This window comes from Terrihalobacillus insolitus (assembly GCF_028416575.1).
GTDB lineage: Bacteria > Bacillota > Bacilli > Bacillales > Amphibacillaceae > Terrihalobacillus > Terrihalobacillus insolitus.
In genome coordinates, this window is sequence record NZ_JAMQKB010000009.1 from 100,649 (window position 1) to 125,953 (window position 25,305).

Annotated in this window: 31 protein-coding genes, 1 tRNA gene and 1 riboswitch; of the genes, 16 read left to right on the top strand and 16 right to left on the bottom strand. The window is 37.1% G+C overall.

Going from position 1 to position 25,305, the window contains the following annotated elements; translation table 11 throughout:
- Both pstB and phoU read left to right on the top strand, forming a co-directional pair.
- A complete protein-coding gene (gene pstB, locus NC797_RS10670; RefSeq protein ID WP_272436772.1) occupies positions 1–774 on the top strand; it encodes a phosphate ABC transporter ATP-binding protein PstB in 774 nt (257 codons plus the stop codon).
- Positions 775–793: 19 nt separating this feature from the next.
- The gene (phoU, locus tag NC797_RS10675; RefSeq protein ID WP_272436773.1) at positions 794–1,453 is read left to right on the top strand and encodes a phosphate signaling complex protein PhoU; all 660 of its coding nucleotides are present in this window, start codon (positions 794–796) and stop codon (positions 1,451–1,453) included.
- Positions 1,454–1,480: 27 nt separating this feature from the next.
- Here the strand turns inward: phoU and NC797_RS10680 are convergent, their stop codons facing one another.
- Both NC797_RS10680 and NC797_RS10685 read right to left on the bottom strand, forming a co-directional pair.
- Entirely contained in the window at positions 1,481–1,939 is a 459-nt protein-coding gene (locus NC797_RS10680) for a hypothetical protein (protein ID WP_272436774.1), read from the bottom strand.
- Between the two features lie 14 nt (positions 1,940–1,953).
- Positions 1,954–2,307, bottom strand: a complete 354-nt coding sequence (locus tag NC797_RS10685; protein ID WP_272436775.1) for a hypothetical protein — start codon at positions 2,305–2,307, stop codon at positions 1,954–1,956.
- Between the two features lie 204 nt (positions 2,308–2,511).
- Between NC797_RS10685 and rpmG the strand changes: the two genes are divergently transcribed.
- The 4 genes from rpmG to NC797_RS10705 all read left to right on the top strand — a co-directional run bounded on the left by rpmG (position 2,512) and on the right by NC797_RS10705 (position 5,365).
- Complete coding sequence (rpmG, locus tag NC797_RS10690; RefSeq protein ID WP_079708498.1) at positions 2,512–2,661, top strand: 50S ribosomal protein L33; 150 nt, start codon at positions 2,512–2,514, stop codon at positions 2,659–2,661.
- A gap of 61 nt (positions 2,662–2,722) precedes the next feature.
- Positions 2,723–3,280 carry a 5-formyltetrahydrofolate cyclo-ligase gene (locus NC797_RS10695; protein ID WP_272436776.1) on the top strand — a complete coding sequence of 186 codons (558 nt, stop codon included), beginning with the start codon at positions 2,723–2,725 and terminating at the stop codon, positions 3,278–3,280.
- 133 nt (positions 3,281–3,413) lie between these two features.
- The gene (locus NC797_RS10700) at positions 3,414–3,602 is read left to right on the top strand and encodes a hypothetical protein (protein ID WP_272436777.1); all 189 of its coding nucleotides are present in this window, start codon (positions 3,414–3,416) and stop codon (positions 3,600–3,602) included.
- Between the two features lie 230 nt (positions 3,603–3,832).
- Positions 3,833–5,365, top strand: a complete 1,533-nt coding sequence (locus NC797_RS10705; protein ID WP_272436778.1) for a rhomboid family intramembrane serine protease — start codon at positions 3,833–3,835, stop codon at positions 5,363–5,365.
- Here NC797_RS10705 and NC797_RS10710 read toward each other — a convergent pair.
- Entirely contained in the window at positions 5,344–6,213 is an 870-nt protein-coding gene (locus NC797_RS10710; protein WP_272436779.1) for a hypothetical protein, read from the bottom strand. The two genes, NC797_RS10705 and NC797_RS10710, sit on opposite strands and share 22 nt — an antisense overlap.
- Before the next feature lie 180 nt (positions 6,214–6,393).
- Between NC797_RS10710 and NC797_RS10715 the strand changes: the two genes are divergently transcribed.
- The 4 genes from NC797_RS10715 to NC797_RS10730 all read left to right on the top strand — a co-directional run bounded on the left by NC797_RS10715 (position 6,394) and on the right by NC797_RS10730 (position 11,208).
- The gene (locus tag NC797_RS10715) at positions 6,394–7,851 is read left to right on the top strand and encodes a spore germination protein (RefSeq protein WP_272436780.1); all 1,458 of its coding nucleotides are present in this window, start codon (positions 6,394–6,396) and stop codon (positions 7,849–7,851) included.
- A gap of 66 nt (positions 7,852–7,917) precedes the next feature.
- Positions 7,918–8,124 (top strand): YqgQ family protein, encoded by a 207-nt coding sequence (locus NC797_RS10720; protein ID WP_272436781.1) that lies wholly within the window; start codon positions 7,918–7,920, stop codon positions 8,122–8,124.
- 3 nt (positions 8,125–8,127) lie between these two features.
- The gene (locus NC797_RS10725) at positions 8,128–9,111 is read left to right on the top strand and encodes an ROK family glucokinase (RefSeq protein ID WP_272436782.1); all 984 of its coding nucleotides are present in this window, start codon (positions 8,128–8,130) and stop codon (positions 9,109–9,111) included.
- Between the two features lie 201 nt (positions 9,112–9,312).
- The gene (locus tag NC797_RS10730; RefSeq protein ID WP_272436783.1) at positions 9,313–11,208 is read left to right on the top strand and encodes an LTA synthase family protein; all 1,896 of its coding nucleotides are present in this window, start codon (positions 9,313–9,315) and stop codon (positions 11,206–11,208) included.
- A gap of 148 nt (positions 11,209–11,356) precedes the next feature.
- On the opposite strand, the gene NC797_RS10735 is transcribed toward NC797_RS10730, so the two are convergent.
- The gene (locus NC797_RS10735) at positions 11,357–11,530 is read right to left on the bottom strand and encodes a DUF2759 domain-containing protein (RefSeq protein ID WP_272436784.1); all 174 of its coding nucleotides are present in this window, start codon (positions 11,528–11,530) and stop codon (positions 11,357–11,359) included.
- Positions 11,531–11,701: 171 nt separating this feature from the next.
- On the opposite strand from NC797_RS10735, the gene NC797_RS10740 reads away from it, so the two are divergent.
- The gene (locus NC797_RS10740; protein ID WP_272436785.1) at positions 11,702–12,319 is read left to right on the top strand and encodes an MBL fold metallo-hydrolase; all 618 of its coding nucleotides are present in this window, start codon (positions 11,702–11,704) and stop codon (positions 12,317–12,319) included.
- A gap of 86 nt (positions 12,320–12,405) precedes the next feature.
- On the opposite strand, the gene NC797_RS10745 is transcribed toward NC797_RS10740, so the two are convergent.
- The 9 genes from NC797_RS10745 to comGA all read right to left on the bottom strand — a co-directional run bounded on the left by NC797_RS10745 (position 12,406) and on the right by comGA (position 16,868).
- Positions 12,406–12,645: a DUF2626 domain-containing protein gene (locus tag NC797_RS10745; protein WP_272436786.1), complete on the bottom strand. Its 240-nt coding sequence runs from the start codon at positions 12,643–12,645 to the stop codon at positions 12,406–12,408.
- 181 nt (positions 12,646–12,826) lie between these two features.
- Positions 12,827–12,898 (bottom strand) — tRNA-Gln (locus NC797_RS10750).
- 124 nt (positions 12,899–13,022) lie between these two features.
- On the bottom strand, positions 13,023–13,391 hold the full coding sequence (locus tag NC797_RS10755; protein WP_272436787.1) for a hypothetical protein: 369 nt from the start codon (positions 13,389–13,391) through the stop codon (positions 13,023–13,025).
- Positions 13,363–13,806, bottom strand: coding sequence for a ComGF family competence protein (locus tag NC797_RS10760; protein ID WP_272436788.1), 444 nt, complete (start codon positions 13,804–13,806; stop codon positions 13,363–13,365). Before NC797_RS10760 ends, NC797_RS10755 begins: the two co-directional genes overlap by 29 nt.
- Positions 13,763–14,095 (bottom strand): type II secretion system protein, encoded by a 333-nt coding sequence (locus NC797_RS10765; RefSeq protein ID WP_272436789.1) that lies wholly within the window; start codon positions 14,093–14,095, stop codon positions 13,763–13,765. Before NC797_RS10765 ends, NC797_RS10760 begins: the two co-directional genes overlap by 44 nt.
- Positions 14,082–14,516, bottom strand: coding sequence for a competence type IV pilus minor pilin ComGD (comGD, locus tag NC797_RS10770; RefSeq protein WP_272436790.1), 435 nt, complete (start codon positions 14,514–14,516; stop codon positions 14,082–14,084). The genes NC797_RS10765 and comGD overlap by 14 nt, the downstream gene beginning before the upstream one ends.
- A 5-nt stretch (positions 14,517–14,521) precedes the next feature.
- Positions 14,522–14,821, bottom strand: a complete 300-nt coding sequence (comGC, locus tag NC797_RS10775) for a competence type IV pilus major pilin ComGC (RefSeq protein ID WP_272436791.1) — start codon at positions 14,819–14,821, stop codon at positions 14,522–14,524.
- Positions 14,822–14,836: 15 nt separating this feature from the next.
- On the bottom strand, positions 14,837–15,901 hold the full coding sequence (gene comGB / locus NC797_RS10780) for a competence type IV pilus assembly protein ComGB (RefSeq protein WP_272436792.1): 1,065 nt from the start codon (positions 15,899–15,901) through the stop codon (positions 14,837–14,839).
- Positions 15,855–16,868 carry a competence type IV pilus ATPase ComGA gene (gene comGA, locus NC797_RS10785; protein WP_272436793.1) on the bottom strand — a complete coding sequence of 338 codons (1,014 nt, stop codon included), beginning with the start codon at positions 16,866–16,868 and terminating at the stop codon, positions 15,855–15,857. Before comGA ends, comGB begins: the two co-directional genes overlap by 47 nt.
- A gap of 118 nt (positions 16,869–16,986) precedes the next feature.
- Here comGA and NC797_RS10790 point away from each other — a divergent pair, with 118 nt between their 5' ends.
- Positions 16,987–17,487, top strand: a complete 501-nt coding sequence (locus NC797_RS10790; protein ID WP_272436794.1) for a shikimate kinase — start codon at positions 16,987–16,989, stop codon at positions 17,485–17,487.
- A 44-nt stretch (positions 17,488–17,531) separates the two neighbouring features.
- Positions 17,532–17,708, top strand: coding sequence for a YqzE family protein (locus NC797_RS10795; protein WP_272436795.1), 177 nt, complete (start codon positions 17,532–17,534; stop codon positions 17,706–17,708).
- Positions 17,709–17,762: 54 nt separating this feature from the next.
- Here NC797_RS10795 and NC797_RS10800 read toward each other — a convergent pair whose 3' ends face one another.
- Together NC797_RS10800 and NC797_RS10805 are read right to left on the bottom strand one after the other, a co-directional pair.
- A complete protein-coding gene (locus tag NC797_RS10800; protein WP_272436796.1) occupies positions 17,763–18,584 on the bottom strand; it encodes a YqhG family protein in 822 nt (273 codons plus the stop codon).
- Positions 18,562–20,244: a DEAD/DEAH box helicase gene (locus tag NC797_RS10805; protein WP_272436797.1), complete on the bottom strand. Its 1,683-nt coding sequence runs from the start codon at positions 20,242–20,244 to the stop codon at positions 18,562–18,564. The genes NC797_RS10800 and NC797_RS10805 overlap by 23 nt, the downstream gene beginning before the upstream one ends.
- A gap of 185 nt (positions 20,245–20,429) precedes the next feature.
- A riboswitch (glycine riboswitch) is annotated at positions 20,430–20,521 on the top strand.
- A 198-nt stretch (positions 20,522–20,719) separates the two neighbouring features.
- Between NC797_RS10805 and gcvT the strand changes: the two genes are divergently transcribed.
- The 3 genes from gcvT to gcvPB are packed head-to-tail and all read left to right on the top strand — an operon-like array spanning position 20,720 to position 24,643.
- The gene (gene gcvT, locus NC797_RS10810) at positions 20,720–21,823 is read left to right on the top strand and encodes a glycine cleavage system aminomethyltransferase GcvT (RefSeq protein ID WP_272436798.1); all 1,104 of its coding nucleotides are present in this window, start codon (positions 20,720–20,722) and stop codon (positions 21,821–21,823) included.
- Positions 21,824–21,840: 17 nt separating this feature from the next.
- Positions 21,841–23,190, top strand: coding sequence for an aminomethyl-transferring glycine dehydrogenase subunit GcvPA (gcvPA, locus tag NC797_RS10815; RefSeq protein ID WP_272436799.1), 1,350 nt, complete (start codon positions 21,841–21,843; stop codon positions 23,188–23,190).
- A complete protein-coding gene (gene gcvPB, locus NC797_RS10820; RefSeq protein WP_272436800.1) occupies positions 23,183–24,643 on the top strand; it encodes an aminomethyl-transferring glycine dehydrogenase subunit GcvPB in 1,461 nt (486 codons plus the stop codon). The genes gcvPA and gcvPB overlap by 8 nt, the downstream gene beginning before the upstream one ends.
- 53 nt (positions 24,644–24,696) lie before the next feature.
- Here gcvPB and NC797_RS10825 read toward each other — a convergent pair whose 3' ends face one another.
- The gene (locus tag NC797_RS10825) at positions 24,697–25,074 is read right to left on the bottom strand and encodes a rhodanese-like domain-containing protein (RefSeq protein WP_272436801.1); all 378 of its coding nucleotides are present in this window, start codon (positions 25,072–25,074) and stop codon (positions 24,697–24,699) included.
- Positions 25,075–25,305 lie beyond the last annotated feature (231 nt).

Consider the following 25,305-nt stretch of genomic DNA (forward strand, 5'->3'; position numbering starts at 1 on the left):
ATGCAAACGACAACAGCAAACAAGTCCGTGTTTGATGTGAAAGATTTAAATTTATGGTACGGTAGTTTCCACGCATTGATTAATCTTAATTTCTCTATGTATAAAAATGAGGTTACAGCTATCATAGGACCATCTGGATGTGGGAAATCCACATTTGTTAAAACATTAAACCTAATGGTTAATATGATCCCAAACGTTCATATGTCTGGTGAGATTAATTATAACGATAAGAATATTTTAAATAAAAAAATTGACCTTGTGGAATTGAGAAAACAAATCGGGATGATCTTTCAAAAAGGAAACCCATTTCCGCAATCGATTTATGATAATGTTGCGTATGGACCTCGAATACATGGGATTAAAAAAAAGAAACAACTAGATGAAATTGTGGAGGAATCTCTTAAAGATGTAGCTTTATGGGATGAAGTGAAGGATCGACTACAAAGTGCAGCACTTGGATTATCAGGTGGCCAACAACAAAGACTCTGTATCGCACGCGCATTAGCTACCAAACCAGAAGTTGTTCTAATGGATGAGCCAACGTCAGCATTAGACCCAATTTCTACTCTGAAAATAGAAGAGTTAATCACAAAACTCAAAGAAAAATATACGATTGTCATTGTCACTCATAATATGCAACAAGCAGCAAGAATTTCAGATAAAACAGCGTTTTTCTTAAACGGAGAAGTTGTAGAGTTTTCTGATACAAATCAACTTTTTTCAAATCCAAGCGATAAAAGAACAGAAGATTATATCACTGGCCGGTTTGGATAAAAAATGGGAGGGGATTGTGATGGTTGCTAGAGAACAGTTTCATGTCGAATTGAAAAAAGTAACAGGATTGATTATTGAGCTTGCCGAAGAAACCGAAAGAGCATTACAGCAAGCAGTTCATGCATTGTATGCTTCGGACATCGAGCTTGCTCATAAAATAATTGAAGATGACGTTGATGTGGATAGGAAAGAAATGGAGATTAATGAAGAGGCCATATTATTAATTGCCAAACAGCAACCTGTTGCGACTGATTTAAGGCGATTAATTGTTGCTTTACGAATCTCATCCGACTTAGAGAGAATGGGGGATAACGCAAAAAATATTGCAAAAGCAACGATTCACCTTGGAGAAGACCATGGGCTAACGGTTCACCCAGTAATAGAGGATATGAAAGAAATTGCTTTAAAAATGTCAGACGTAGCAAAAAAAGCATTTGAAAATGAAGACATTACAATGGCAAAGAAACTTGCAGAACTGGATGACAAGGTCGACAACATGTACGGTGAGGTTGTTCGTGAAATGCTAGAAGAAACAGCTACAAACCCACAAAAAATCCAACACATTATGCAGATGGCTTTCAGCGCTCGTTACATTGAGCGCTTCGCAGATCATATCACGAATATTGGTGAAGATATTTTATATTTAGTTAAAGGAAAATCGATCGATTTAAACCAATAGACTGTGTAGCAAAAGTGACTCCTATTTTCACGAGTCACTTTTTGTTATCACGATCGCTATTTCCTCATACGTCATTTCCCGGTTGAAGTAAAATTCGCCTGGTTGAATTTTTGTTCCATACTCATTTTCTGCCAAAAAAGTAAGAAATGCTTGTTCATCATCAATGACGTTAGCATCAAACAGTTCGTTAACTATAGCATTAGTAGTCATACCAGGTTCTATTGTTAATGTATACGAAATTTCTACTTTTTCTCCAGAATTGTCCATTTCATCATTTTCTTTTTCTGAAGTCTCCTCATCCACCACTTCAGAAGAGAGCTTGCTCACGTTGTAACCATCTTCTTCTAAAGCTAATATCATTTGTTCTGTTGAAGGGTAATTGTTTTTGGTAGTTTCTTTGCTCCGGTAATCCAACAAAAAAGGGATGGAAAGTAAAATTGTTGCGGATAACAATCCTAATGCAAATGCTCGTACCGTCTGTTTCATTCGTTCGCTCCTTTTTAAACAAATTGTTTCACAATGGAATGAATATCATATTCACTAAGTCCTGTTTCTTTTGCGATTTCCCTTATCGGTACGCCACTCTGGTATAATTTAGTGACTTTTCTTAACATTGGTGGCTGTTGTGTGGTACTTGCTTCCTGTTGGTAAGGCAAATCATTTCCAATATCATCTGATAATAGTTCTTCTTCCAAAATTTTTATCTTTTTCTTTAGTTGATACGAATCTTGCATCGTTGAAATGGAAAACTGTTCCAATTGTTTTTCGATATCTTTAAACCGATCACTCATGAAAAATGACAAGACAAAAAGGATAACGGAAACAAATCCTAACGTTACAATTGTATAGACCATCTAATCCCCCCCAATTTATAACTACATAATTAGTTATACCATACATGTGTTTGGCAGAAAATACTTTATCCCGATTTAATCGTGTTAATCGAAAAAACTGTCGGAATAGCTTGAAAAGAGAAGCTGAGTTTGGTAATATAAATAAGTCTGATATAGCATAGTATATGAAAATTTGAGAAGTATTTATGGTTTGGAGGGATAATGATGCGTGTAAACATTACACTTGCATGTACCGAAACTGGTGATCGCAATTATATTACAACAAAAAACAAGCGTAAGCATCCTGAGCGCTTGGAACTTAAAAAATATAGTCCACGTCTAAAAAAGCATACCTTGCACCGTGAGACTAAATAAGATCAACAAGGGAACCTCTGCCAGTTTTGGTGGAGGTTTTATACGTTAAGGAGGGATTCGCATGGATAAACATTCATTAAGGGATAATGCTAAAAAATATGTACATACTTTGAAAAACAACGATAAAGAAACAATAGAAAAATGGTTCTATCATGATTTGTTTGCCACTAGCTACTGGAAAAATGCTTCTTCTATCGGAATCACGATTTCTCGTAGACATGAATGGAACACTATTCCGATTGTGAAAAAGGCTTGGGAACAAAACAAAACTGTTTCTGTACCAAAGTGTTTTCCAGAAGATAAAAGGCTGGTTTTTTATCAAATTACTTCCATGGATCAACTTGAACGGGTGTATATGGACTTATTAGAACCCATTGTCAGCCAAACGATAGAGATAAATTGTCAGGATATTGACCTTTTAATCGTACCTGGACTTTTATTTGACAGCCATGGTTTTCGTATTGGATATGGTGGAGGTTACTATGATCGATATCTTAAGAACTACCCTAACGAGACCGTTTCGTTAGCAAGTACAAACCAGCTCATTGAAAAAGTACCTACTGATCAATACGATATTCCAGTAGATCATCTCATAACCAACATGGGTCTCTTGTTTTAATCGGTATGACAAAAGAAGGGAAACTGCAAATCCTAGCTAGAGAATTTATAAAAATTGTGAGTATATTACTGTTCCTGATGATGAAAAATAGAACTACAAGTGCGTATTCTTAGTAACAGAAAGGATGGTAATTTTGCGATTACTTTTAGCAATAGGTTCACTTCTTGTTGGAGGTACGATTATTTTTCAAGCTCGCTACAAAATTATGAACACACTTTTGGCTGTAAGCGTGTTACGTAAATTGATTGTTACAATATCCATGAATATGCCGTTTATTAGAAAGAGATTGTTACCTATGATTATGGGACGATCCACGACATAAACAATCCATTTTTACTTGAAAAATAAAAATAAGTTTAAAAGAACGGGTTGTTACTATGCATCGATAAGGGTATAGTGGCATCCCATTTTTTTACACTTTAGCGGAATTAAGTATAGGCAAAGAAAACACATTGCCATTATTTATGGGAAATTTGTATTTTTGTCTAACACATGTTTTAGAGATGAATTGTTTTATGTTCATGGTAAAATGGTGAAGGGGGAGGAGAATACATGACATTGGAAGAGGAATTTTTATATTATTATGTAGCATATGATCTTGTAGTGCATCACAAATTCGACATTATTCGTATTGGGCGTGCTAGTAAAGAACTTTGGCTAGAGAAAAAAGTAGCCAATACATCCCACGTTGTTCGACTGTCCCAAAAGGGCTTTGATTGGAATAATCAAATGATACAAGACCTAGAACAAGTGCAGCAGGAGATTAAACGATTAAAGAAAACGTTAACTGGAAAATCGATCACATTTCATTCCGTCTACATATCAGCATTTCCTCCTGTGAATGGCTCGAATACATTAAGTGATCCAATAAAAGTAAAAGACATGAAGTCCATTCAAATCCAAGTATATTTTTCTGGTAATGCATATCGCTCCGAGCTGAAACGGTTATACCAAGATTTAACTATTCCGTATCAGGAACCAATTTATCCAACGTCTGAAGTAGAAATAACGAAGGAAACCGCACACCTAAAGGAAAAATTAATTGAAATTCACAATAAAAGAACGAGAGAAATTCAATCTCTGTTCGAAAATGGAAAACCAATTTTTACATATCTTTTCTTACTCGTTAATGTAGCAGTTTTTATTTTGTTAGAAATAAATGGTGGGAGTATGTCCACAGCTACCTTAATAAAATTTGGTGCCAAGTATAATCCAGCTATTTTAGAAGGGGAATGGTGGAGAATTGTATCTTCCATGTTTCTGCACATTGGTTATCTCCACATAGCTATGAATATGTTGGCTCTATTTTATTTAGGAAACGCTGTAGAACGCATTTATGGAAGTGCTCGATTCTTTATCATCTATTTTTTAGCAGGTATTATAGGTGGTCTTGCTAGTTTTGCTTTGAGTCCACAATTAGCGGCAGGGGCTTCTGGTGCGTTGTTTGGATTATTTGGAGCCTTATTGTTTTTTGGTGTTCTGTACAAGAAAGTGTTTTTTCAAACGATGGGGAAGAATCTGTTATTTATTATCGGATTGAATATTGTACTCGGGCTTTCATTGCCGCAAATCGACAATAGTGCGCACATCGGCGGCTTAATAGGTGGTTTCATTGCAGCTTCTATTGTGTTTTTACCAAAGAAAAAGAAACGAAGCATACAGTTGGTAATGTTGCTCGTTTATGTTGCTGCAGCTTCTAGTCTTATTGTTTATGGTACTACTCAAACAAGCCCAGAGCTCCAGCTGCAAGTCGTACAGCAACTGATTAAGGATGGAGATTATAAGCAAACAATCGATGTGATCAATGAACAAGTGGAGAACTCTGAATCCTTTAAAGCCGAATTTTTATTTTATCGCTCATTTGCTTTTATAAAGTTAAATAAACAGGAGTCTGCAATTTCTGACCTGGAACAGACAGTTCAGCTCAAACCTGAATTCGCAGAAGCGCAGTACAATCTTGCTTTACTGTATTTTGAAAAAAGTAACTTGTCCCAAGCGCGAGATGCAGCTGAAAAAGCGTATAATCTGCAACCAGATAACGAAGATTTTAAAACCCTCTACAATCAATTGGAGGAAAATGGATAATATTGAATCAGCTGTTTTTTGTTACCGTTCTGATCCTGATATAGGACAAGTAAATGTTTTGCTTCTTTATCGAACAAAATAAGTGGTATATAGCTTTTGATTGGCTGATTTTCATTCATATTTGAACTTATTTCAAGAACATAATTTTTGTATAAACCTTCCCAAAGCTGACCAATCACTTGCTCTGTCTGCTCTTGATTTAAACCAGGAATTGGTTTTGTTTCAAATTGAGTGAGTTTTGTGAGAGGAACAATAGTATACTTTTTATCGGGTATATTAAAATAGTTTAACAACTGCTCCCATTGAAAGGAAAGTTGTTGATTCGTTGCACGATCAAGTGTTTTTTTCCAATCTTTTTGATTCGCATCTGTTGGTTGTTCAAAAGATTCTAAAGCTGAATATGGGGAATCAATGACATATAGTTCATCCTGAGTCATCCCTTGAATACTTTTTATTTCATCATCTGGATAATGAATCTCCCCATGATGAAAAGACACGATTTGAAAATGGCTACTGTCCTCGCCATGTATGGATAATTTCTGGGTTAAATTTTGGCCGTTTTCTTTCCATTTGCTCAAGATACCCTGAAGTTGTCCATCAACAAATAAAAGGGAAACATCCTGTCGTAGATATATGGATTCCTCCATTTCGGATGTTACTGTCCATGACACATCATATTCATCCTGATCCGTTTGGGATAAAAGTTGAAGAGAGCTGGACATTTTTGTGAATTTTTTTTCTTCATCCAATGGAAAGTATTTGATTACTGATTGCTCGTTATCCATAAATAAAAAGCTAATGACGAATAAAGATAGTAGGCCAATCACCGTTAATATCCATTTGTTCATATGAATTCCCCCGTTGAAGTTACTTTTGAAACAACCTCTTTTACGCAAAATATAAAAATTGAATCTCTACTTTATATATGCTTGTACCTTATTGAATATGAGATGGAGTAGAACAATTCGTGTATGCTTCGTTTTTTTTCGTACAAACTAACAGGTAACAACATGTAATAGGGTGAGAGAATGGAAACAGATAAAAAGAAGTTGACGAACAACTATAGTAGTAACGTTGCTTACATGCGTGATCGACTCGCAGTTGACAAAAGTTTCGATGTTATACAGATGGATCTCGAATATGCAGGAAAGAAAATGGCATTATTTATGATTGACGGGTTTATAAAAGATGACATCCTGCATTTATTAATGAAATTTTTAGCGAAGTTGGAACCTGCACATTTAGATCCAAACCCATTAGAGCGTTTAATGAAAACGTATATTCCATATGTGGAACTAGATCAGGTGGAAGACATGAATGCAGCAACTGATACTGTATTAGCAGGTGCTGCTGCATTACTTGTGGAAGGCATGGATAAAATCATCATGATCGATGCACGAACCTATCCTGCACGTGGACCAGAAGAACCTGATCTAGAACGGGTGACGCGAGGGTCTAGAGATGGATATGTTGAAACGATCGTCTTTAACACAGCACTAACACGACGCCGTATTCGTGATCGATCCCTTCGAATGGAATATTTAAGTGTTGGAAGAAGGTCAAAGACAGACATCGTACTATGCTATTTAGAAGATGTTGCAGATACGGAAAAAGTAAATCATTTAAAGCATACGTTAAAACAAATAGACACAGATGGTTTACCAATGGCCGAAAAAACGGTAGAAGAATTTTTAGGTGGACGTCACTGGAATCCATATCCAACGGTTCGGTACACGGAAAGACCAGATACAGCAGCTGCTCACGTTTTTGAAGGTCATGTATTAATTATGATTGATGGATCACCTAGTGTCATGATTACACCAGCAACCTACTGGCACCATCTTCAGCATGCAGAAGAATATAGGCAAAAACCGCTCGTCGGTGCATACTTGCGCATTGTCCGATATATCGCCGTGTTAACATCCATTTTTATTTTACCTTTATATTATTTGTTTTCTGTTAATCAAGGACTTGTACCAGACGGGCTTCAATTTATTGGACCTAAGGAAACTGGTACGATACCCTTATTGGCGATGTTTCTAATAGCTGAGATAGGAATCGACATGCTAAGAATGGCTGCGATTCATACACCAAGTTCCTTGGCAACTGCACTCGGACTTGTCGCGGCTGTTTTAATTGGTCAAGTCGCGATTGAAGTTGGACTTTTCACGAATGAAGTAGTGTTATATTTATCAATTGCAGCAATCGGTACCTTTGCGACGCCAAGCTATGAACTAAGTCTGGCTAATCGGATCTCACGGATTGCATTACTTATCGTGACAGCTATTTTTGGAGTAGAGGGATACGTAGCTGGTATTACGTTATGGATACTATTATTGATGAAAACACAATCTTTTGGAACAGCATATTTGTGGCCGTTTATGCCATTTTCATTTAAATCATTTATTGCCGTTTTTGTTAGGAGACCCGTACCATTAAACAATCAAAGACCAGTATTTTTAGATCCAGAAGATCCAGACCGTTAATCAGGACTGGATCTTTTTTGTTTTATTTCTCTACATGGATTGGTATAATACACTATGGTGATAACTATGAAATCAGTTTATGATGTACAACAATTATTGAAAAAATTTGGCGCAATTATTTATATTGGTGATCGACTTGCCGATTTAGAATTAATGGAAACGGAGCTAAAGGAGCTCTATACATCCCAATGTATAACAACGGAGGATTATCAAATGGCGATTCTACTTCTAAGACAGGAAGCAACGATGTTAAGAGAGAAAGAAGGTTTATAATAGATGAAAAAACCTTATTATATTGGGATAGATATAGGTGGCACTTCCGTTAAAATGGCATTTGTTGATAATAACGGGAGCATGATGGATAAATGGGAAATACCTACGAACAAAATGGAAAAGGGTGCCCATGTTCCATTAGAAATATGGGCATCTATTGTAGAAAACATGGATCAGAACAATATATCAAAACAAGATGTAGCGGGAATTGGCGTAGGTGCACCCGGTTTTGTTCATCCGATTACAGGAATCATTTCTGAAGCAGTAAATATTGGCTGGAAGAATTTTGACTTAAGAAACGAAATGGAGACAATATCAGGTCTACCCACTTATGTTGATAATGATGCAAATATTGCAGCACTAGGTGAGAATTGGAAGGGTGCAGGAAGGAAATCGGATTACCTCATTGCCGTTACCCTCGGAACTGGAGTAGGTGGTGGAATCATCGCGAATGGAAAAATACTGAAGGGTGTGAATGGTACCGCTGGTGAGATTGGGCATATGACCGTAGATCCAAGCGGTATACGATGTAATTGTGGAAGAAAAGGGTGTTTAGAGACAATCGCATCGGCAACAGGCATTGTACGTAAGGCAAAGGAAGGTATGAAACAAAACAAACATAGTATGTTGACAGTACATGATCGTAAAGAGGGGGATATTTCAGCAAAAGACGTCTTTGCGATGGCAGAAAAAGGAGATCAACTAGCGAATCAAATTGTTGAAGATATTACAAACACACTTGGATTAGCGATTTCAAATCTTGCAATTGCCATTAATCCATCGAAAATCGTGATCGGTGGTGGCGTTTCAAAAGCGGGTGAAAGTTTGCTTAAGCCATTAAGAAAAGCATTTGATAAGCACGCATTGCCAAGAATTAGTAAAGAGTGTGAATTTGTTATAGCCCAACTCGGCAATGATGCTGGTGTCTTTGGTGGTGCTTATATCGTAAAACAGGCAATGAAAATGGGGGAACCTTTTAAAAGGTAACCGAATAATCATACTAAAAAACATTATCAATAAAAATTTTTGTTAATTTTTTTTACAAAAGTTGAAACTTTTATGTTATCTTATTCGTCTAATCATTTATGGAAGGACGTAAATAAGGAGTCGTCTGCGAAAATATAAAGTGAAGAGTTTTTAAGCAGATGATTCATACAATGGGAATTTGTTGTGAGGAGGAAATGACCGATGTTTCAAAAACGATTTACATTGCCATTATATCAAATAGCAGCATTATTATTTGGACTTAAAACATATATTATGTATCGTTTTATGTTTAATATATCTCTTGACAATACAATGCAAGAGTTTATCTTGTTTATTAATGCCATTGTTTCTGCAATTTTGTTTTTTACATTAAGTGTTTGGTTTAAGGAAAGAAGACAAATGAAGTTTATTCGGTATGGTGCACTGATCGGTACACTTATTCTTTTCTTTAATTTAGTTTTTTATCGCAATTTCAATGACTTCATTACCATTCCTGTCTTGTTTCAAGGAAGTAATGCAGCAGATTTGGGATCCAGTATTTTAACTTTGATCAAATGGACTGACGTACTGTTATTTACGGATGTAGTAATTATATGGTATTTAAGTAAAAAACATGTACAAACGTTGTCGGTTCAACACCTAAGAAAAGGCAAGATTGCTGCGACTGCATTTGCGATTGCACTATTAGCAGGTAACTTTGTTTTGGCGGAGATCGAACGTCCACAATTGTTTCAGAGGTCATTTGACAGAGAATATTTAGTTAAAAATATAGGTTTATTTAATTATCATATATATGATGCAGTTCTGAATTCAAAAGCACAAACGAAGCGTGTGTTTGCGGACGGGAACGAATTAACAGAAATAAAAGACTATATCAATGAAAATGTAAAAAGTAATGAACAATCGGATTTGTTCGGTATTGCAAAAGGGAAAAACGTCATATTTATTTCAGTCGAATCATTTCAAAGCTTTGTCATTAACAACGAGTTATATGGGGAAGAAGTTACACCATTTTTAAATGAATTGATTAAAGAGGATAGTAGTTTGTATTTTGAAAATTTTTATAACCAAGTGGCTCAAGGAAGGACTTCAGACTCAGAGTTTTTAGTAGAAAATTCACTTTATCCACTCCCAAGTGGAGCAGTGTTTTTTACAAATGCCCAAAATGAGTACAATGCAATGCCTGAAATATTAGGTGATTATGGATATTACTCGTCTGTATTACATGCGAACAATAAAAGCTTCTGGAATCGAGACATTATGTATAAGAATTTAGGATATGATTATTTTTATGGAGAAGAAGCATTTGAAGTTACCGAAGAAAACTCGATTGGATGGGGCTTAAAGGATAAACCGCTATTCGAACAATCAATGAAATATTTACAGTCGATGGAACAGCCTTTTTATACGAAGTTCATAACATTGACAAATCATTTTCCGTTTGAGTTAGACGAAGAGGATGCAACAATAGAGCGTTATGATTCAAACTCAAACACACTAAATAATTATTTCCAAACTATTCGCTACACGGATGAAGCTATTAAGCAGTTTTTTGATCAGTTGAAGGCTTCGGGGCTGTATGAGGATTCGATCATTGTGATTATGGGAGACCACTTTGGAATTAGTGAAAATCATAATCAAGCTATGAGTCAGTATCTTGGTAAAGAAATAACACCATATGAACAAACCCAGCTACAGCGTGTCCCATTTATTATTAACATTCCAGGGTACGATGGAGGAAAAGTTATTTCGGATATTGCTGGACAAATTGATGTGAAACCAACATTGCTTAATTTGTTAGGAATTCAACCACAGAATAATTTAGGCTTTGGTATAGACTTACTAGGCAAGCAAAAAGAAGACTTTGTTGCATTTAGAAACGGCGAGTTTGTTAGTGATGATTACGTTTATTCTAGTGGAACGTGCTATGACAGACAAACTGGAGAGGCGTTAGAAAGTCAAAGTGATGTATCAACTCAAGAGAAACCTTCGAATGTCTGTGGGCCAATTAAGAAACAAGTTGAAAAAGAATTAAGTTATTCAGATGAAATTATCTATGGTGACTTGTTCAGATTCTATAATTTTGAAAATAAATAAGTAGGTACAAAAAAGAAAGACCCTTTCAAAGGTCTTTCTTTTTTGTCAAATTTTAATCTTTAAATGGTTTTAGGCCTTTTAGACCCACCTCTAAGCGAAGCGTAGGTGGGGATTCCCCGATGTTTCAGCTTGCTGAAACGAGTTCGCTTCACTGTGCTTGACTTATTAACGGTTCAATTAGTGTCATAATGGAGAACCAGCCAAATACGAGCGCTGACACTCCAGCAAAGGCAACAGCAAAGAAATTTCTTGTCTTGAATTCTCTTATTACAGCAGCAGCACATAAAATAGCAACCACTAATAGCATAACTGCTAATACCATTATTGTTGACCCCCTTAAGTTATAGCTAATATTGATTGAAATATTGCCAACTCTTATATTACTATTTAATATGTAGTAGATCATTTCTCCTCATACATTTTAAATCAAAAAAGCTGGTTTGTCGAGGTGTTGGTATGCTTTTTCTAAACAAAGTTTGAAAGGAAGATGAAGATGCGTATTTTTAGCATGTCACTTGGTCCATTAGGCACAAATTGTTATCTTTTAGATGATGGTGAGCAATCTATAATGATCGATCCAGGTGGTGACAGCGAAGTGATTGTTTCCCATATGGAACAGCTTGCACTAAAACCGATTGCCATTTTGTTAACACATGCACACTTTGATCACATCGGTGCTGTAGACGCACTTAAGGATCAGTTTCACATTCCAGTGTACATAAACGAGCAGGAATCAGACTGGTTGGCTGATCCGATGAAAAATGGATCGGGTCTCTTTTCAACAAAAGAAATACGAGCAAATGATCCAGATCACTTTCTACCCATCGGCCCATTTCAAATTGGCACTTTTTCTTTGGAAATTCGTCACACACCAGGGCATTCGCCAGGGAGTGTCTCGTTTGTCTTTCCAAAAGAAAAGGCAGTCATAAGTGGAGATGCTTTGTTTCAACGCGGTATAGGCAGAACGGATCTACCAGGAGGGAACACGGAACAACTAATCAGCAGTATTCGAAATGAGCTGTTCACTTTAAGCGATGACTTTACCATTTATCCTGGTCATGGACCTAATACGACCATAGGCGAAGAGAAAAAAGATAATCCCTTTTTCTGAAATTCTGCGTTGCAAGTGGCATGATATGTACTATTTAATATTAAAACAAAAAAGAAAGACTTAACTTCGGTTAAGTCTTTCTAAACTTATTCAAATCCTGGAACTAAGATGAAATTTGAATAGTAGGTAAAGCCGATGAAGAAGACGGTGCAATACGCACCAAATAAGTACATATACATGCGCTCAGAAAGATTTAAGTAGCTTACGGTTAAGAAAAAAACGGTTTGGGCTAAAAATAGAACCGACACTTTTGGCATATCACCAATTAAAAACATGACGGTGAAAATTCCTGTCCAAAAAGCAAGCACACGAAACATCCGATCCATGTTTCCCCCTCCTTTTCAAAGGTAACTTATCATCGTTATTATAAACGAGTCATTTCCTATTGTAAATGAATCTTGCTCTTTCTTTGTTACTTTTTTCTGTTTTTGGTGCAACCCACCTTAAGAAAACATTTACAATACGCGCAAATCATTGGACAGAGGACTTAAAAAGATTATCCATGTACTGGGCTAGCTGGATTCGAACCAGCGAATGACGGAATCAAAATCCGCTGCCTTACCGCTTGGCTATAGCCCAATGTTTATTACATCCAATAGCATGGATCTTTTCGCGTCAAAGTATACATGAATGAGGTGATTTTTCAGGTTAGAAATTTTATCCTGATTCCTTCTTCTTTTCATACCACTTAAGAACATACATTTTATGGAGAGGAAAAGGTTTGTGTCGTGATAAAGGAAGCATTTTCGTCGGTTACCGCACTAAAAGATGCTATTATCTTTTCTTGTTGCATTTGATAATAGATCTGTACAGTTCCATCTGGGAAGGTGTACAAACGATCTCCTTCCGATGATGGTAATGTACTTACAATTTCCTCTTTAAATTTGGCGGTACTCATTTGAACTAACGTGTCTATTTTTAGCTGTTCCTTATAAAAGTCTGAATACATAACGGTGTTTTTATATATGGCTACGTTAGAAGACACGAAGATCAATATAAGGATCATCACAAACAGGACATAAGGAAACAAAAATCCATTCTGGTTATGGAACAAATCGTATCTTTTTTTCATAAAACGCTCCTGTTAATGTGGTAACACTTACTGTTATTCCAGCTGAGGATTCTGTAAAAGAGATGGATCGGACATCTCTTAGCAATATTTCATGGCCTGTGTCAGATACTTGCCTTCTGATTATGTCTCCATATTCTTCAAATTCAACGAATGTTCCGTCCCACTTTTCAAAGGTTAGCTTTGTTGGAGATGCAGTAAGGCTTTTTGTAGAATATGTTTCATTCATGATGAATTGAAAGAATTGACGAATGGCGAACTCGTCGGAATAGGTAGGCTGGTTTTGTATTTGAAATAGGAATGGGAAGAACGGAATCATAATGGAAAGAACCCCCAAGCTAAATAATAAAGTAGCAAAGGTCATCCCCTGCTGATTAATAGCCATTAAGACAAAATGATTTTTCTTTTTTCTTGGCATTTTCCCACGTTGCACATCCTTTTATTAAAGACTTTTCTATGTTAAAAGTGAACGATACATTTTTCTTCAGAATTGTTTCCGTGTAGGTAAGTGGAAAAGGTTCACTTCTGTCTAAAAGCATTTGTTGCATTGCATCATGTAGTGTAGATTGAATAAACCGTTGCTCCCTAAACATTTGCTGTTCTAATTTTAATTGGGATGCAATTGGGATGAATGTCATCATGATCGTAACCCAGATAGCAAATGATACGATGACCTCGGCATATGAAAATCCTTTATTGTTTAACAATATAACTCCTCGCTTTCCCAAAAGGGAACGTAATGAGAAATGTGCTGTCATTTGTTGTGATACTAAATGTACCTGGGTTTTGGATGTTTCCATTTCGCAGGAAAGATAATGGTTGAGATAAAGTACGTAAATTAATCTCCCACCCTTCAGGTATTTCTCGTTTTATCATGAGCTTCCCAGTTCCACCCTTCCTTATTTCATACGTATGACGATCGGGATAAATGGTCATACGTATGTATTCACTAGTTAAGGTCGTTTCTTGTTGCATGCGTAACATGTCACTTTGAAATCTTTCGAAAAATTGCTTCGTTGTTTGATGATCGATGACACTCAGCGGGATTTTAATACCAATAAAAAGTAACATAACTGTTATCCCTAATACGACGACAACTTCTAAAAGTGTAAATCCCTTTTCATTCATTCTGTTTACTGGGCAATCACTTTTCCATCAGTGGTAAGCGTGAGAGTTTTACCGTTTTCACACGTTGTTTTCGATAAATAATTTTCAGTTACGAGTGCGTTCATATCAATTGGGAGACTACCGTTATCCATTTGATATGCTTGAACTTGTCCGTTTGCCATTTGGACTAGGGCATCACAGCCTGTGTTTTGTACGCTTGTATTTTTCTCAGCAAGGTTTGGAATAATGAGAATTAGTAGGATGGAAATGATCATCAAAACGATGAGCATCTCGATTAAAGTAAAACCTTTTTCGTTTTTCAACATACGTTTTCCTCTTTTCTAAACAGTTTGGATTAAATTATACATGGGGAGCATAATGGACAAGTAAACAAAAATAATAATGCCAGCTAAAAGGATGAAAAATAGTGGCTGAATCAATCCAATTACTTTTTTGGTGCTTGCCTGTAAACGCTCCGTTAAAAGTTCGCTATACATCGTTAAGTCTTTTTCTAAAAGCTGTACATTAGCATTACGCTGGAAGATCGTTGTTAGCTCTTTTTCAAATAGGGCAAACGAAGATAAAAGGGAGGATAGGTGGAAGCCTCTTTCTAGTTCGTATGTCATTTGAGAAGCATAGTAAGATAGGATGGGTAATCGATGCTGTTCTTTTAGGAATTGTAGTGCATCCTTTATAGGCATGCCTGTTTTTAGTAACGAGCCAAAGTGGGTACAAAACATAAACGTGAGCTGGATAGATTTATACTTCTTGAAAATCGGTATTTTTCGATAGATATTTATTTGGACGGATGGGTGTAAGCGAGATTTTAAAAACCGCCAGACAAATAGGGCAAAAAAAGAAATGCTACCTAATCCAATTAGTCCACCTAGTAATAGGTTAATGAGGAAGAGAGACAGCTCTGTAACCGCACTAGATTGAAGGGAGGACTCGAATAACTGGATGAATGCTGGATATACCATTGTCTTGACAAAAGTGATCAAGAGGACAAAAAAACAAAAGAGAATAAAAGGATAACGAGACGTTTGCTGGAATTTTTTCATGTGATCCATTTGCTGTTGCAGCATGAGACAACATCTTTCCAACGTTTTTTCGAGGTCACCGTTTATTCGAGCGAATATAAAATAGGCGACAATTTTATCCGAGAAATGCACTTTTTCAAAGCATTTGTCAATAGGAGCTCCAGTCTTCAGGTCATGGTAAATGATCCACGCATGCTCCGCCATTTTTGTATCCCAGCTAATCATTTCAAGTGATTCTAATAAGGAGTAACCATTTTGAATCAACCGATGTAATCGATGTAGAAACGTATATTGTTCTTCAAGTGTAAGTTTTCGCTTGTTAATGGGCTTCGTCAAAACTTGCTTGATTTGTAAAGCCAAAGGCATATGCCTTCCTCCTTAATGTTTGGAAGGACTGAAATCCAACGCTATTTCCATTTGGGGTAATTCCGTTAATCGCACTAATTAGCAGTTCATCTTCCAAAATTTCTAAAATCGCAGCACGTTTGTCCATGTTTTTAACATAAATGGGTAATAACTCAATTGCTGCCACAAATAATAAATTCTGCTCTAGGTCTACTTTTTTCACACCCATTTCTAGTAGTCTTAGAATGGTTCCATAAGCATTTTTTGCGTGCAATGTTGAAAGTACCAAATGTCCTGTGTGTGCAGCACGAAAGGCAAAATGTGCCGTTTCTTTGTCCCGTATTTCTCCGACCATCAGGATATCTGGATCATGACGAAGTGCAGCCTTTAATCCGACATCATAACTGATTCCTGCTTTTTCATTTACTTGTACTTGTAAAATATCGGATAGTTTTTTTTCAATCGGATCTTCAAGTGTGATTGTTTGATACGCATTTTCTTTTAACAAATCTTCCAGTAATGCATACAGGGTTGTTGTTTTTCCGCTACCGGTTGGACCAGTGAAAAGAATTATGCCAGAGCGACGAGAAATAGACTGTTTTAAACGCTGTAGTTGATTAGGAAATAAAAAGAGTTGATTTAATTCAGACTTTTCATTTTGGGGTAACAATCGAATGGCAAGACTTTCGGTGGAGTTAACTGGTAAGGTAGATAAACGCAGGGAAAAATGTTGGTTCAAATGCTGAAAAGAAAGGGTACCATTTTGCGGCTTTCTTATTTCACCAATGTCCATTCCAGAAGTGAATTTATAATACGAAAGTAATGTATTATAAGTATAAGTGGGCACCGAAGAATGGAATATTCGCCTTCCATTTACGCGAAAATAAATGTCTGTTTGCTTTTCGGTAGGAGAATAGTGAATGTCTGAAGCATTTTCGTGAATGGCCGTGGAAAGAATTTGTTTGGAAAGAGAAGCAGTTACATTCAATAAATGTTCACCTCCTTAGTGTTTGATGATATACTATTCGACAAATAATGACGAATTCCTGCTAAGAGGTTCATTTTTTTTAAAAAAATATAGAAAAGATTTATGGAGGAGATATAAGGTGGAGTCCATCATATTAGTTGGGTTTATGGGAAGTGGGAAAACAATTGTTTCTGCAGTATTGGGAGAGAAGTTGTCGTGTCCTGTTATTGATACCGATGTTGCTATAGAAGAAAAACATAAGAAAAAAATACCCGCTATTTTTCAAATGGAAGGGGAAAAGGTGTTTCGTACATATGAATCGGATATCCTTTTTAATCTGCCTAAAGAAGATGCCATCATTGCTACTGGAGGCGGAATAGTGAAGTCGGAGCAGAATAGAGTTTGGTTGAGAAAACATGGAACCGTAGTTCATTTGCACACATCTTGGGAAGAAACAGTTAAGCGGCTAGCAAGTGATACAGATAGACCGTTGTGGAACAATGAAATGGATCAAAAGTGTGCATTGTATAAGGAAAGACAACCTTTGTATGAGGAAGTTTCTGATTTTACCGTTACAACGAATGGTAAAACACCGGAATCCATTGCAAAGGAAATAATTGCTCTTATAAAAATTGATTAATTGGACATCCTAAATCCTATAAACGGGTATAGTGGGGTGAGATGATGTCTGGAAATGATTATGTGAAATTCATGACACAAGAGATCGTGAAATATATGGAGCTTCCACAGGATGAGCGAAGAAAACGTAAAAAAAGCAAAAAAAAACAATCGTCATTTTCTAGTAAATGGTTTGGATTATTACCATTTGCTTTCAAGCTTTTGGTAAAGAAGAAAAAGTAGCGGGAAAAGATTCTAACTTATTTCCTGCTACTTTTTTTGGATGCATAACATTTTTTAGGTAATCATTTTCATGGAGGATGCTTGTGACAGATAGAATATGCCCCCATTCACCACATCTAGTGCAATTTCGGGTTTAAATCGATCCTCTATATCTTTAAGTTCTTGTTCCATAATGGCTTTCGTAGATTCTTTTTCTTCTTCATCTAGTTCTTGTCCATTTTCATAAAAATGTTTTAACAGTACTTTTTCCTCCTCCATACGTTCAATTGATTCCTTTGCCCAAGTATGTTCCTGCTGCAAAATCCATTTCTCAATTTGCTGGACAATTCGCTGATACCCACTTTTTAATCGAATAATAGGTGTAATCGTATAACAAAAATCAGAAATGGACGATTGAAAGGAGCGAGAATGTAATGAATCCATCATTCCTGTAACCATCGTCCCATTAATTAAATGAAGGCCAACGGATAGCATTTCATTTTTTTTTTGCTTTCCTTTATAGCTAATTTTAATGTTCGTGACAAGCCATGGGACTAAAGCTGTTTTTTGATTGGTTGAAACTCTTTCAAATTGTTTCGTGTATTTCCCTTGGGTCGTTAATGTTTTAAATATTTGATGTAGGCGAGGGCTTCCAAAGTGTACCCATTCTCCCTCCTCATCCTTTCGATCAGGATTCGTAATAAAGGTGACTTGCATCGGTTCACCAGGATAGCCAAGTTTTTTCACATATTGCCAATAAAATGGGCGATTCATTAACGCTTCATCCATTTTGTCTGTAAGCTGCACTTTCATTCGCCCATTTTCATTTTCAATAATCTCACATTGGTTCGTAACAAAATAATTTACAAGAAAATCATGAAGATTCTCGAGTTCCATTTAATTCCTCCTCTATTAAACGTTCCTGAGTGAACGAGATAACGGATGATAAATTGTCCAACTTAATTTTAGCTTCTCCGTCTGTTTCTGATTCCGAAAATATTCTATTCATTTCTTTTTCCATGTCTTTAATATTTAACTCAGCTAATATGGAATCAAGATTTCCGACTACTTTTTCAAATAACTGTATCTTTTCATATAGTAGTGTTAACACATGTTCTTCCATTGTATTCCGAATCGCGAGGTTATAAATATGAACATCCTCTTGTTGTCCAAACCGGTGGATCCTGCCTATCCGTTGTTCCAACCGCATTGGATTCCAAGGTAGATCATAATTGATCATGTTGTTGCAGAATTGAAGGTTAATCCCTTCGCCACCAGCTTCTGTCGCGATTAGTACTTGGGCATGATTTTGAAAAAGTTGACGCATCCAATCCTTTTTGCTCCTTTTAAAACCTCCTCGAAATGGTACAGATGAGATCCCGTGCTGTTGTAATAGCCATTGAAGATAGAGCTGCGACGCCCGATATTCAGTAAAAACAATAAACTTTTGATTGGGTTTTTGTTGAATTAATTGCACCATTTTTTGTGCCTTTGCATGGTGTGGAAGCTGACCGATTTGTTGGATTAGGGATTCGTATTCTTCCTGTTGTGCACCGATTAACCCTTTATTTATCATTTTTTGGATAGACAAATAACAGGCCTCGCGTGAAGAACAAAGCTCACGGGTTAATGTAATTGCAGAAAAACTAGAACCCTTTTCCGCATTTCTAGTAATAGTAGTTAATTGATCGTATGCCTGTTGCTCTTCGTCGGAAAAATCAACCCATACCGTTTCGACGTGACGTTTCGTCCAGTCAACACCTGTGTCTCCTCTGCGGTTTCGAACCATAACCTTTTGAATGAGCTGTTTCAAATAATCGTCGTTAAATAATCTTTTTCGATCACGCCCAAACCTGTTCGTAAAGTCTTCATAATTTCCTAGATGACCAGGCTTTAAGATGGAAACCAAATTAAAAATGTCACTTAATCGATTCTGCACTGGAGTTGCAGTAAGTAATAAACAATATTTCTTTTTTAATGATCGAACAAATTCGTAATTTTTCGTTTTACTGTTTTTTAATTTGTGGGCTTCGTCGATTAAAATAAAATCATAGTTTATTTCCTGGATGATTTCTCGATGTTGAGGCCTTTTTGCTGTATCTATCGAGGTAACAATGATGTCGTATTGTTCCCAAGCATATTTTTTTCGTTGAGATGCAGCAGGTATATAAAATTTTTGATTCAGTTCGGTTACCCATTGATTTACTAAGGAAGCAGGAACAAGTATTAAAGCTTTTTTAACTAAACCACGTATCATGTATTCTTTTAAAACAAGTCCCGCTTCAATCGTTTTACCTAAACCTACTTCATCCGCTAGAATTCCCCTTCCGTTCATTTCTTCGACAACTTGTTGGGCACAATCAAGTTGATGGGGAAGAAACTCCATATGTGGAAGGTGTTTTGGTGCTGTTAATCCTTTGAATTCGGATGTCAGTGTCGCTTTGGAAGAATGATAGGACATGTTAAAAATATCCCAAGAGCAGAATTCACCAGCTTGTTCGATACGGGATTCTAGTTCATCGATAAAAGTTTGGTCTTTTTTTATCTCTATGTTCATTTTTCGCCCCTCCTATTGTCTAAAAACTTTTAGAACACGCACTTTTTAAAAGAATAATTCATTATCTTTCCCACAGAGAAGAAAGGCTGTGATATAATGTTTTTGAATTTAAATTTTGTCGATAAATCTTCGTGAACATACGTGAAATCTAGTATGCCCATTTTATAAAAAAATAACAACAGCGAATGAGTATAAGGGGAGAGACTACCTATGGTAGCGCCGAAGGAGCAAGCATGACAGTTGCGAATCTCTCAGGCAAAAAGACCCTTGTAGGACGCAACCTCTGGAGAGCGTTTACGAACCTTCGTAGACCACCTAAGATGCAAGCACGGCAGACAGTATTCCAATACCGTGTGAAACTTTCTGGTGAAAAGGACAGAGATCCCACTATGAATTAGTGGGATCTCTGTCTTTCTTTATGCTTTAAAGACCCCATAAGTGATGTGCTTAAAAAAAATGAAAAGGAGCTGAATGTATGAAAGAACTAAAGCAAACGCCATTATTCCCAGAGTACAAGAAGCTAGGGGGAAAAATAGTTGATTTTGGTGGTTGGGCACTTCCTGTTCAATTTACAGGAATTAAAGAGGAACATAATGCAACCAGAACAGCCGCTGGACTGTTTGATGTCTCCCACATGGGGGAAATAATGGTTGAAGGATTGAACAGTTTGGAATTTCTGCAAATCATGCTGACGAATGATGTAGCAAAACTGACACCGAATCGGGCACAATACACCATGATGTGCTATGAGAATGGTGGTACAGTGGATGATCTAATCGTTTATATGTTAGCTGAAAACAAATATATGCTGGTTGTGAATGCTGCTAATACACAAAAGGATTTTGATTGGCTAATAGCGCATCAAATAGATGGAGTGGAAATTTCTGATCGATCGGAGGATTTTGTCCAACTAGCTCTACAGGGACCAAAGGCGGAAAAAATTCTTCAAAAAATAACATCCTATGATTTAGCATCCATTACGTTTTTCCGACTTGCATCTTCTGTGACATTTACTGGTATTCAGAATGAAGCGATCGTTGCTAGAACGGGTTACACGGGAGAAGACGGCTTTGAAATATATATTTCAGCGGATGATGGAAGAAAACTATGGAATACGCTTTTGGATGTAGGCGAAGCCGATGGACTTGTACCAGTTGGTTTAGGTGCTAGAGATACTTTAAGATTTGAAGCAAACCTAGCATTGTATGGACAGGAATTGACTGCTGATATTACGCCAATAGAAGCGGGTCTATCGTTTGCCGTAAAAACGAATAAGCAAGCTGATTTCATCGGAAAAGAAGTGTTAAAAAAGCAGAAGGAAGAAGGACCAAAGCGTAAATTAGTCGGTATCGAGATGATCGAAAAAGGGATACCGAGACACGGGTATGAAGTGCTTGTTGCTGACGAAGTGATCGGAGTCGTTACTTCTGGAACACAATCCCCAACATTGGGTAAAAATATCGGCCTTGCTCTTGTTTCGTCTGACTACACGACAATTGGAACAGAACTTTTTGTACAGATTAGAAAAAAGCGCGTAAAAGCAAAGATCGTATCGACACCATTTTATAAACGTTCATAAATGAAGGGGGAGAGCAAATGGAATTTCGTTATTTGCCAATGACCACAGCAGATAAAAAAGAAATGTTAGAAACGATTGGGGTTCCATCCACAGAGGAATTGTTTTCAGATATTCCTAAGCAAGTTCGGTTAAAAAGGGAGCTTCAATTAAAAGAACCAACAAGTGAAGCAGAATTGTTAAAGGAAATGAAAGCTCTCGCAAATAAAAATGTAAATATAAAGTCACATCCATCTTTTTTAGGAGCAGGCGTTTATGATCATTACATTCCATCTATTGTGGATCATATTATTTCTAGGTCAGAATTTTATACAGCCTATACACCATATCAGCCAGAAATTTCCCAAGGAGAGCTACAAGCTATTTTTGAGTTTCAAACGATGATTTGTGAACTAACTGGTATGGATGTGGCAAATTCCTCTATGTATGATGGGGCAACTGCACTAGCGGAAGCAGCAAACTTAAGTGCGGCTCAAACAAAACGAAAAAAAGTGATTGTTTCGAAAGCAGTCCATCCTGAGTCGATTGAGGTTATTCGTACGTATACAAAAGGACAACATATTGAAATTGTAGAAGTCGACCACCACGATGGAATTACAGATATGAAACAATTAGAACAAGCACTTGACAGCGATACGGCTAGCGTTATTCTTCAATATCCTAATTTTTTTGGGCAAATAGAACCTTTGTCTGAAGTCCAAACACTCTTAGAAAATCACCCGAAAACGATGATGATCGTATCTTCTAATCCATTAGCACTTGGCTTTTTAACCCCCCCTGGTGAATTTGGAGCAGATATTGTGGTAGGTGATAATCAGGTTTTTGGTATTCCAGCCCAATTCGGTGGGCCGCATTGTGGTTATTTTGCGACATCGAAAAAGTTAATGAGAAAAGTTCCTGGTAGATTGGTTGGACAAACGAAAGACGAAAATGGCAAGCGTGGTTTTGTATTAACCTTGCAGGCGCGGGAACAGCATATTCGAAGAGATAAGGCAACATCTAATATTTGCTCTAACCAAGCGTTAAATGCTTTAGCTTCATCGGTAGCAATGAGCTCGTTAGGTAAGCAAGGTTTAAAGAAAATGGCATGGTTAAACATGCAAAAAGCTCGTTATGCGAAGGCTCAGTTTCAAGCAAACGGATTTAGTAGTCCTTTTACTGGCTCTTTCTTTAATGAATTCGTTATAAATGTACCGATAACCGTTAAAGAGCTAAATGAACAGTTGCTTGAGCGTGGATTTATTGGTGGATTTAATCTAGAACAAGTAGATCCAACTAGAAAAGGTGAGATGTTAATCGCAGTAACAGAACTACGCACGAAAGAGGAAATCGATATGTTCGTGCAAGAAGTGAGGGATATTTGTGGATAATCAGGACTTTCCATTAATTTTTGAACGAAGTAAACCAGGTCGCTCCAGTTATAGTCTACCTGAACTAGATGTCCCAGAGACAGATATTACGGCTGTCCTTGACGACAAATATATTCGAAAAACGGAACCAGCATTACCTGAGGTAAGTGAGCTTGAAATTATACGTCATTATACAGGCCTTTCTAGAAGAAATTATGGAGTGGATCAAGGATTTTATCCACTTGGCTCTTGTACAATGAAATATAATCCGAAAATAAATGAAGATGTGGCTCGATTAGACGGATTCAGTCACATTCATCCATACCAAGATCAGAATACGGTTCAAGGTGCGCTTGAGATGATGTACGATTTACAAACATCGCTAGCAGAAATAACTGGAATGGATGAGGTTTCCCTTCAGCCTGCAGCAGGTGCTCACGGGGAATGGACTGGATTGATGATGATTCGCGCCTTTCACGAAGCAAACAATGACTATAATCGAACAAAAGTAATCGTACCTGATTCCGCTCACGGAACAAATCCTGCTTCTGCTACTGTAGCTGGTTTTGAAGCTGTGACCGTTAAGTCGAACGAACGAGGACTAGTCGATCTTGAAGATTTAAAGCGAGTTGTTGGGAATGACACAGCCGCACTTATGTTAACCAATCCGAATACATTAGGTCTATTTGAAGAAGAAATCTTAGAGATGGCAAAAATCGTTCATGAGGCTGGTGGAAGACTTTACTATGATGGGGCAAATTTAAACGCAATTATGGGCTATACACGTCCTGGAGATATGGGATTTGATGTTGTGCACTTAAACCTTCATAAAACATTCACTGGCCCACATGGCGGAGGTGGACCAGGTTCTGGACCTGTTGGGGTATCAAAAGAACTAGCCAAGTTTTTACCTAAGCCTGTGCTGACCAAAAATGAAGAAAACCAATACTTTTTTGATCATGAGCGCCCAGATTCTATTGGCCGAGTGAAACCGTACTATGGTAACTTTGGTATTAACCTTAGAGCATATACGTACATTCGGACTATGGGTGGGGAAGGTCTGAAAAAAGTGAGCGAATACGCAGTTCTCAATGCAAATTATATGATGCGAAGGCTTGAGGGCGAATATAGCTTACCATTCCCACAGCATTGTAAACATGAATTTGTTCTTTCTGGAAAAGGTCAAAAGAAATTAGGTGTTCGAACACTTGATATTGCGAAACGCTTGTTGGATTTCGGATATCACCCACCGACGATTTATTTTCCATTAAATGTGGAAGAAGCACTTATGGTGGAACCAACGGAGACGGAATCAAAGGAAACATTAGACGGTTTTATTGACACAATGCTTCAGATATCAGATGAGGCAAAAGAAAACCCTGAAATTGTACAGGAAGCACCACACACTACCGTTGTAAAACGTATGGATGAAGCAACAGCCGCAAGAAAACCAGTGTTACGATACGAACCATAACAAAGAAAGAAACCTTTTCTTTTTAACGAGAAAAGGTTTCTTTTTTTCGTGTCTTATGATTTTTTAATTTTTCCGCCCCATTTTTTGAAGCCGCCTTTTAATTGATTTAAATCGCTGTAGCCTTTTTTGTGAAGCAGTAAGGCAGCTCTAGCCGTTCTTGCCCCGTTTTGACAGTACAAGTAAACGGGTTGATCCTTTCTGATTTCCACAAGACGCTGGCGCATCTGAGAGAGTGGAATATTTCTTGCTCCGAGAATGTGCCCACCCTTGAATTCATTTGGCTCTCTCACGTCAATTAACTGGGCTTTACGATAACCTTGGCGAAATGTATCTTCGTCCAATGTTTTTAAAATGCGTCTCTGTTTCATGTATCTATATACACTAAAAAGTATCAATCCGACCAAAACAGCTAATAGAATTCCGAGTTCCATCGTGATTTCCCCCTACTCAAACGAAATGCTTACTTTATCTATTATATTTATCTTAGCCTGTTTTTTCAAAGATTTTTTTTAGAGGTTGTTCAAAACCCCCATGACTTATCAGCCACCACGAAGAATGAAAATGTATATAGTGGGGGTATAGCGTTTATTTCTAAGTAATCCTGTTAACTATGATAAAGCAGGTCTGAGATCGTGACTTTTTTAGTGGTAAAAACCCTGAGT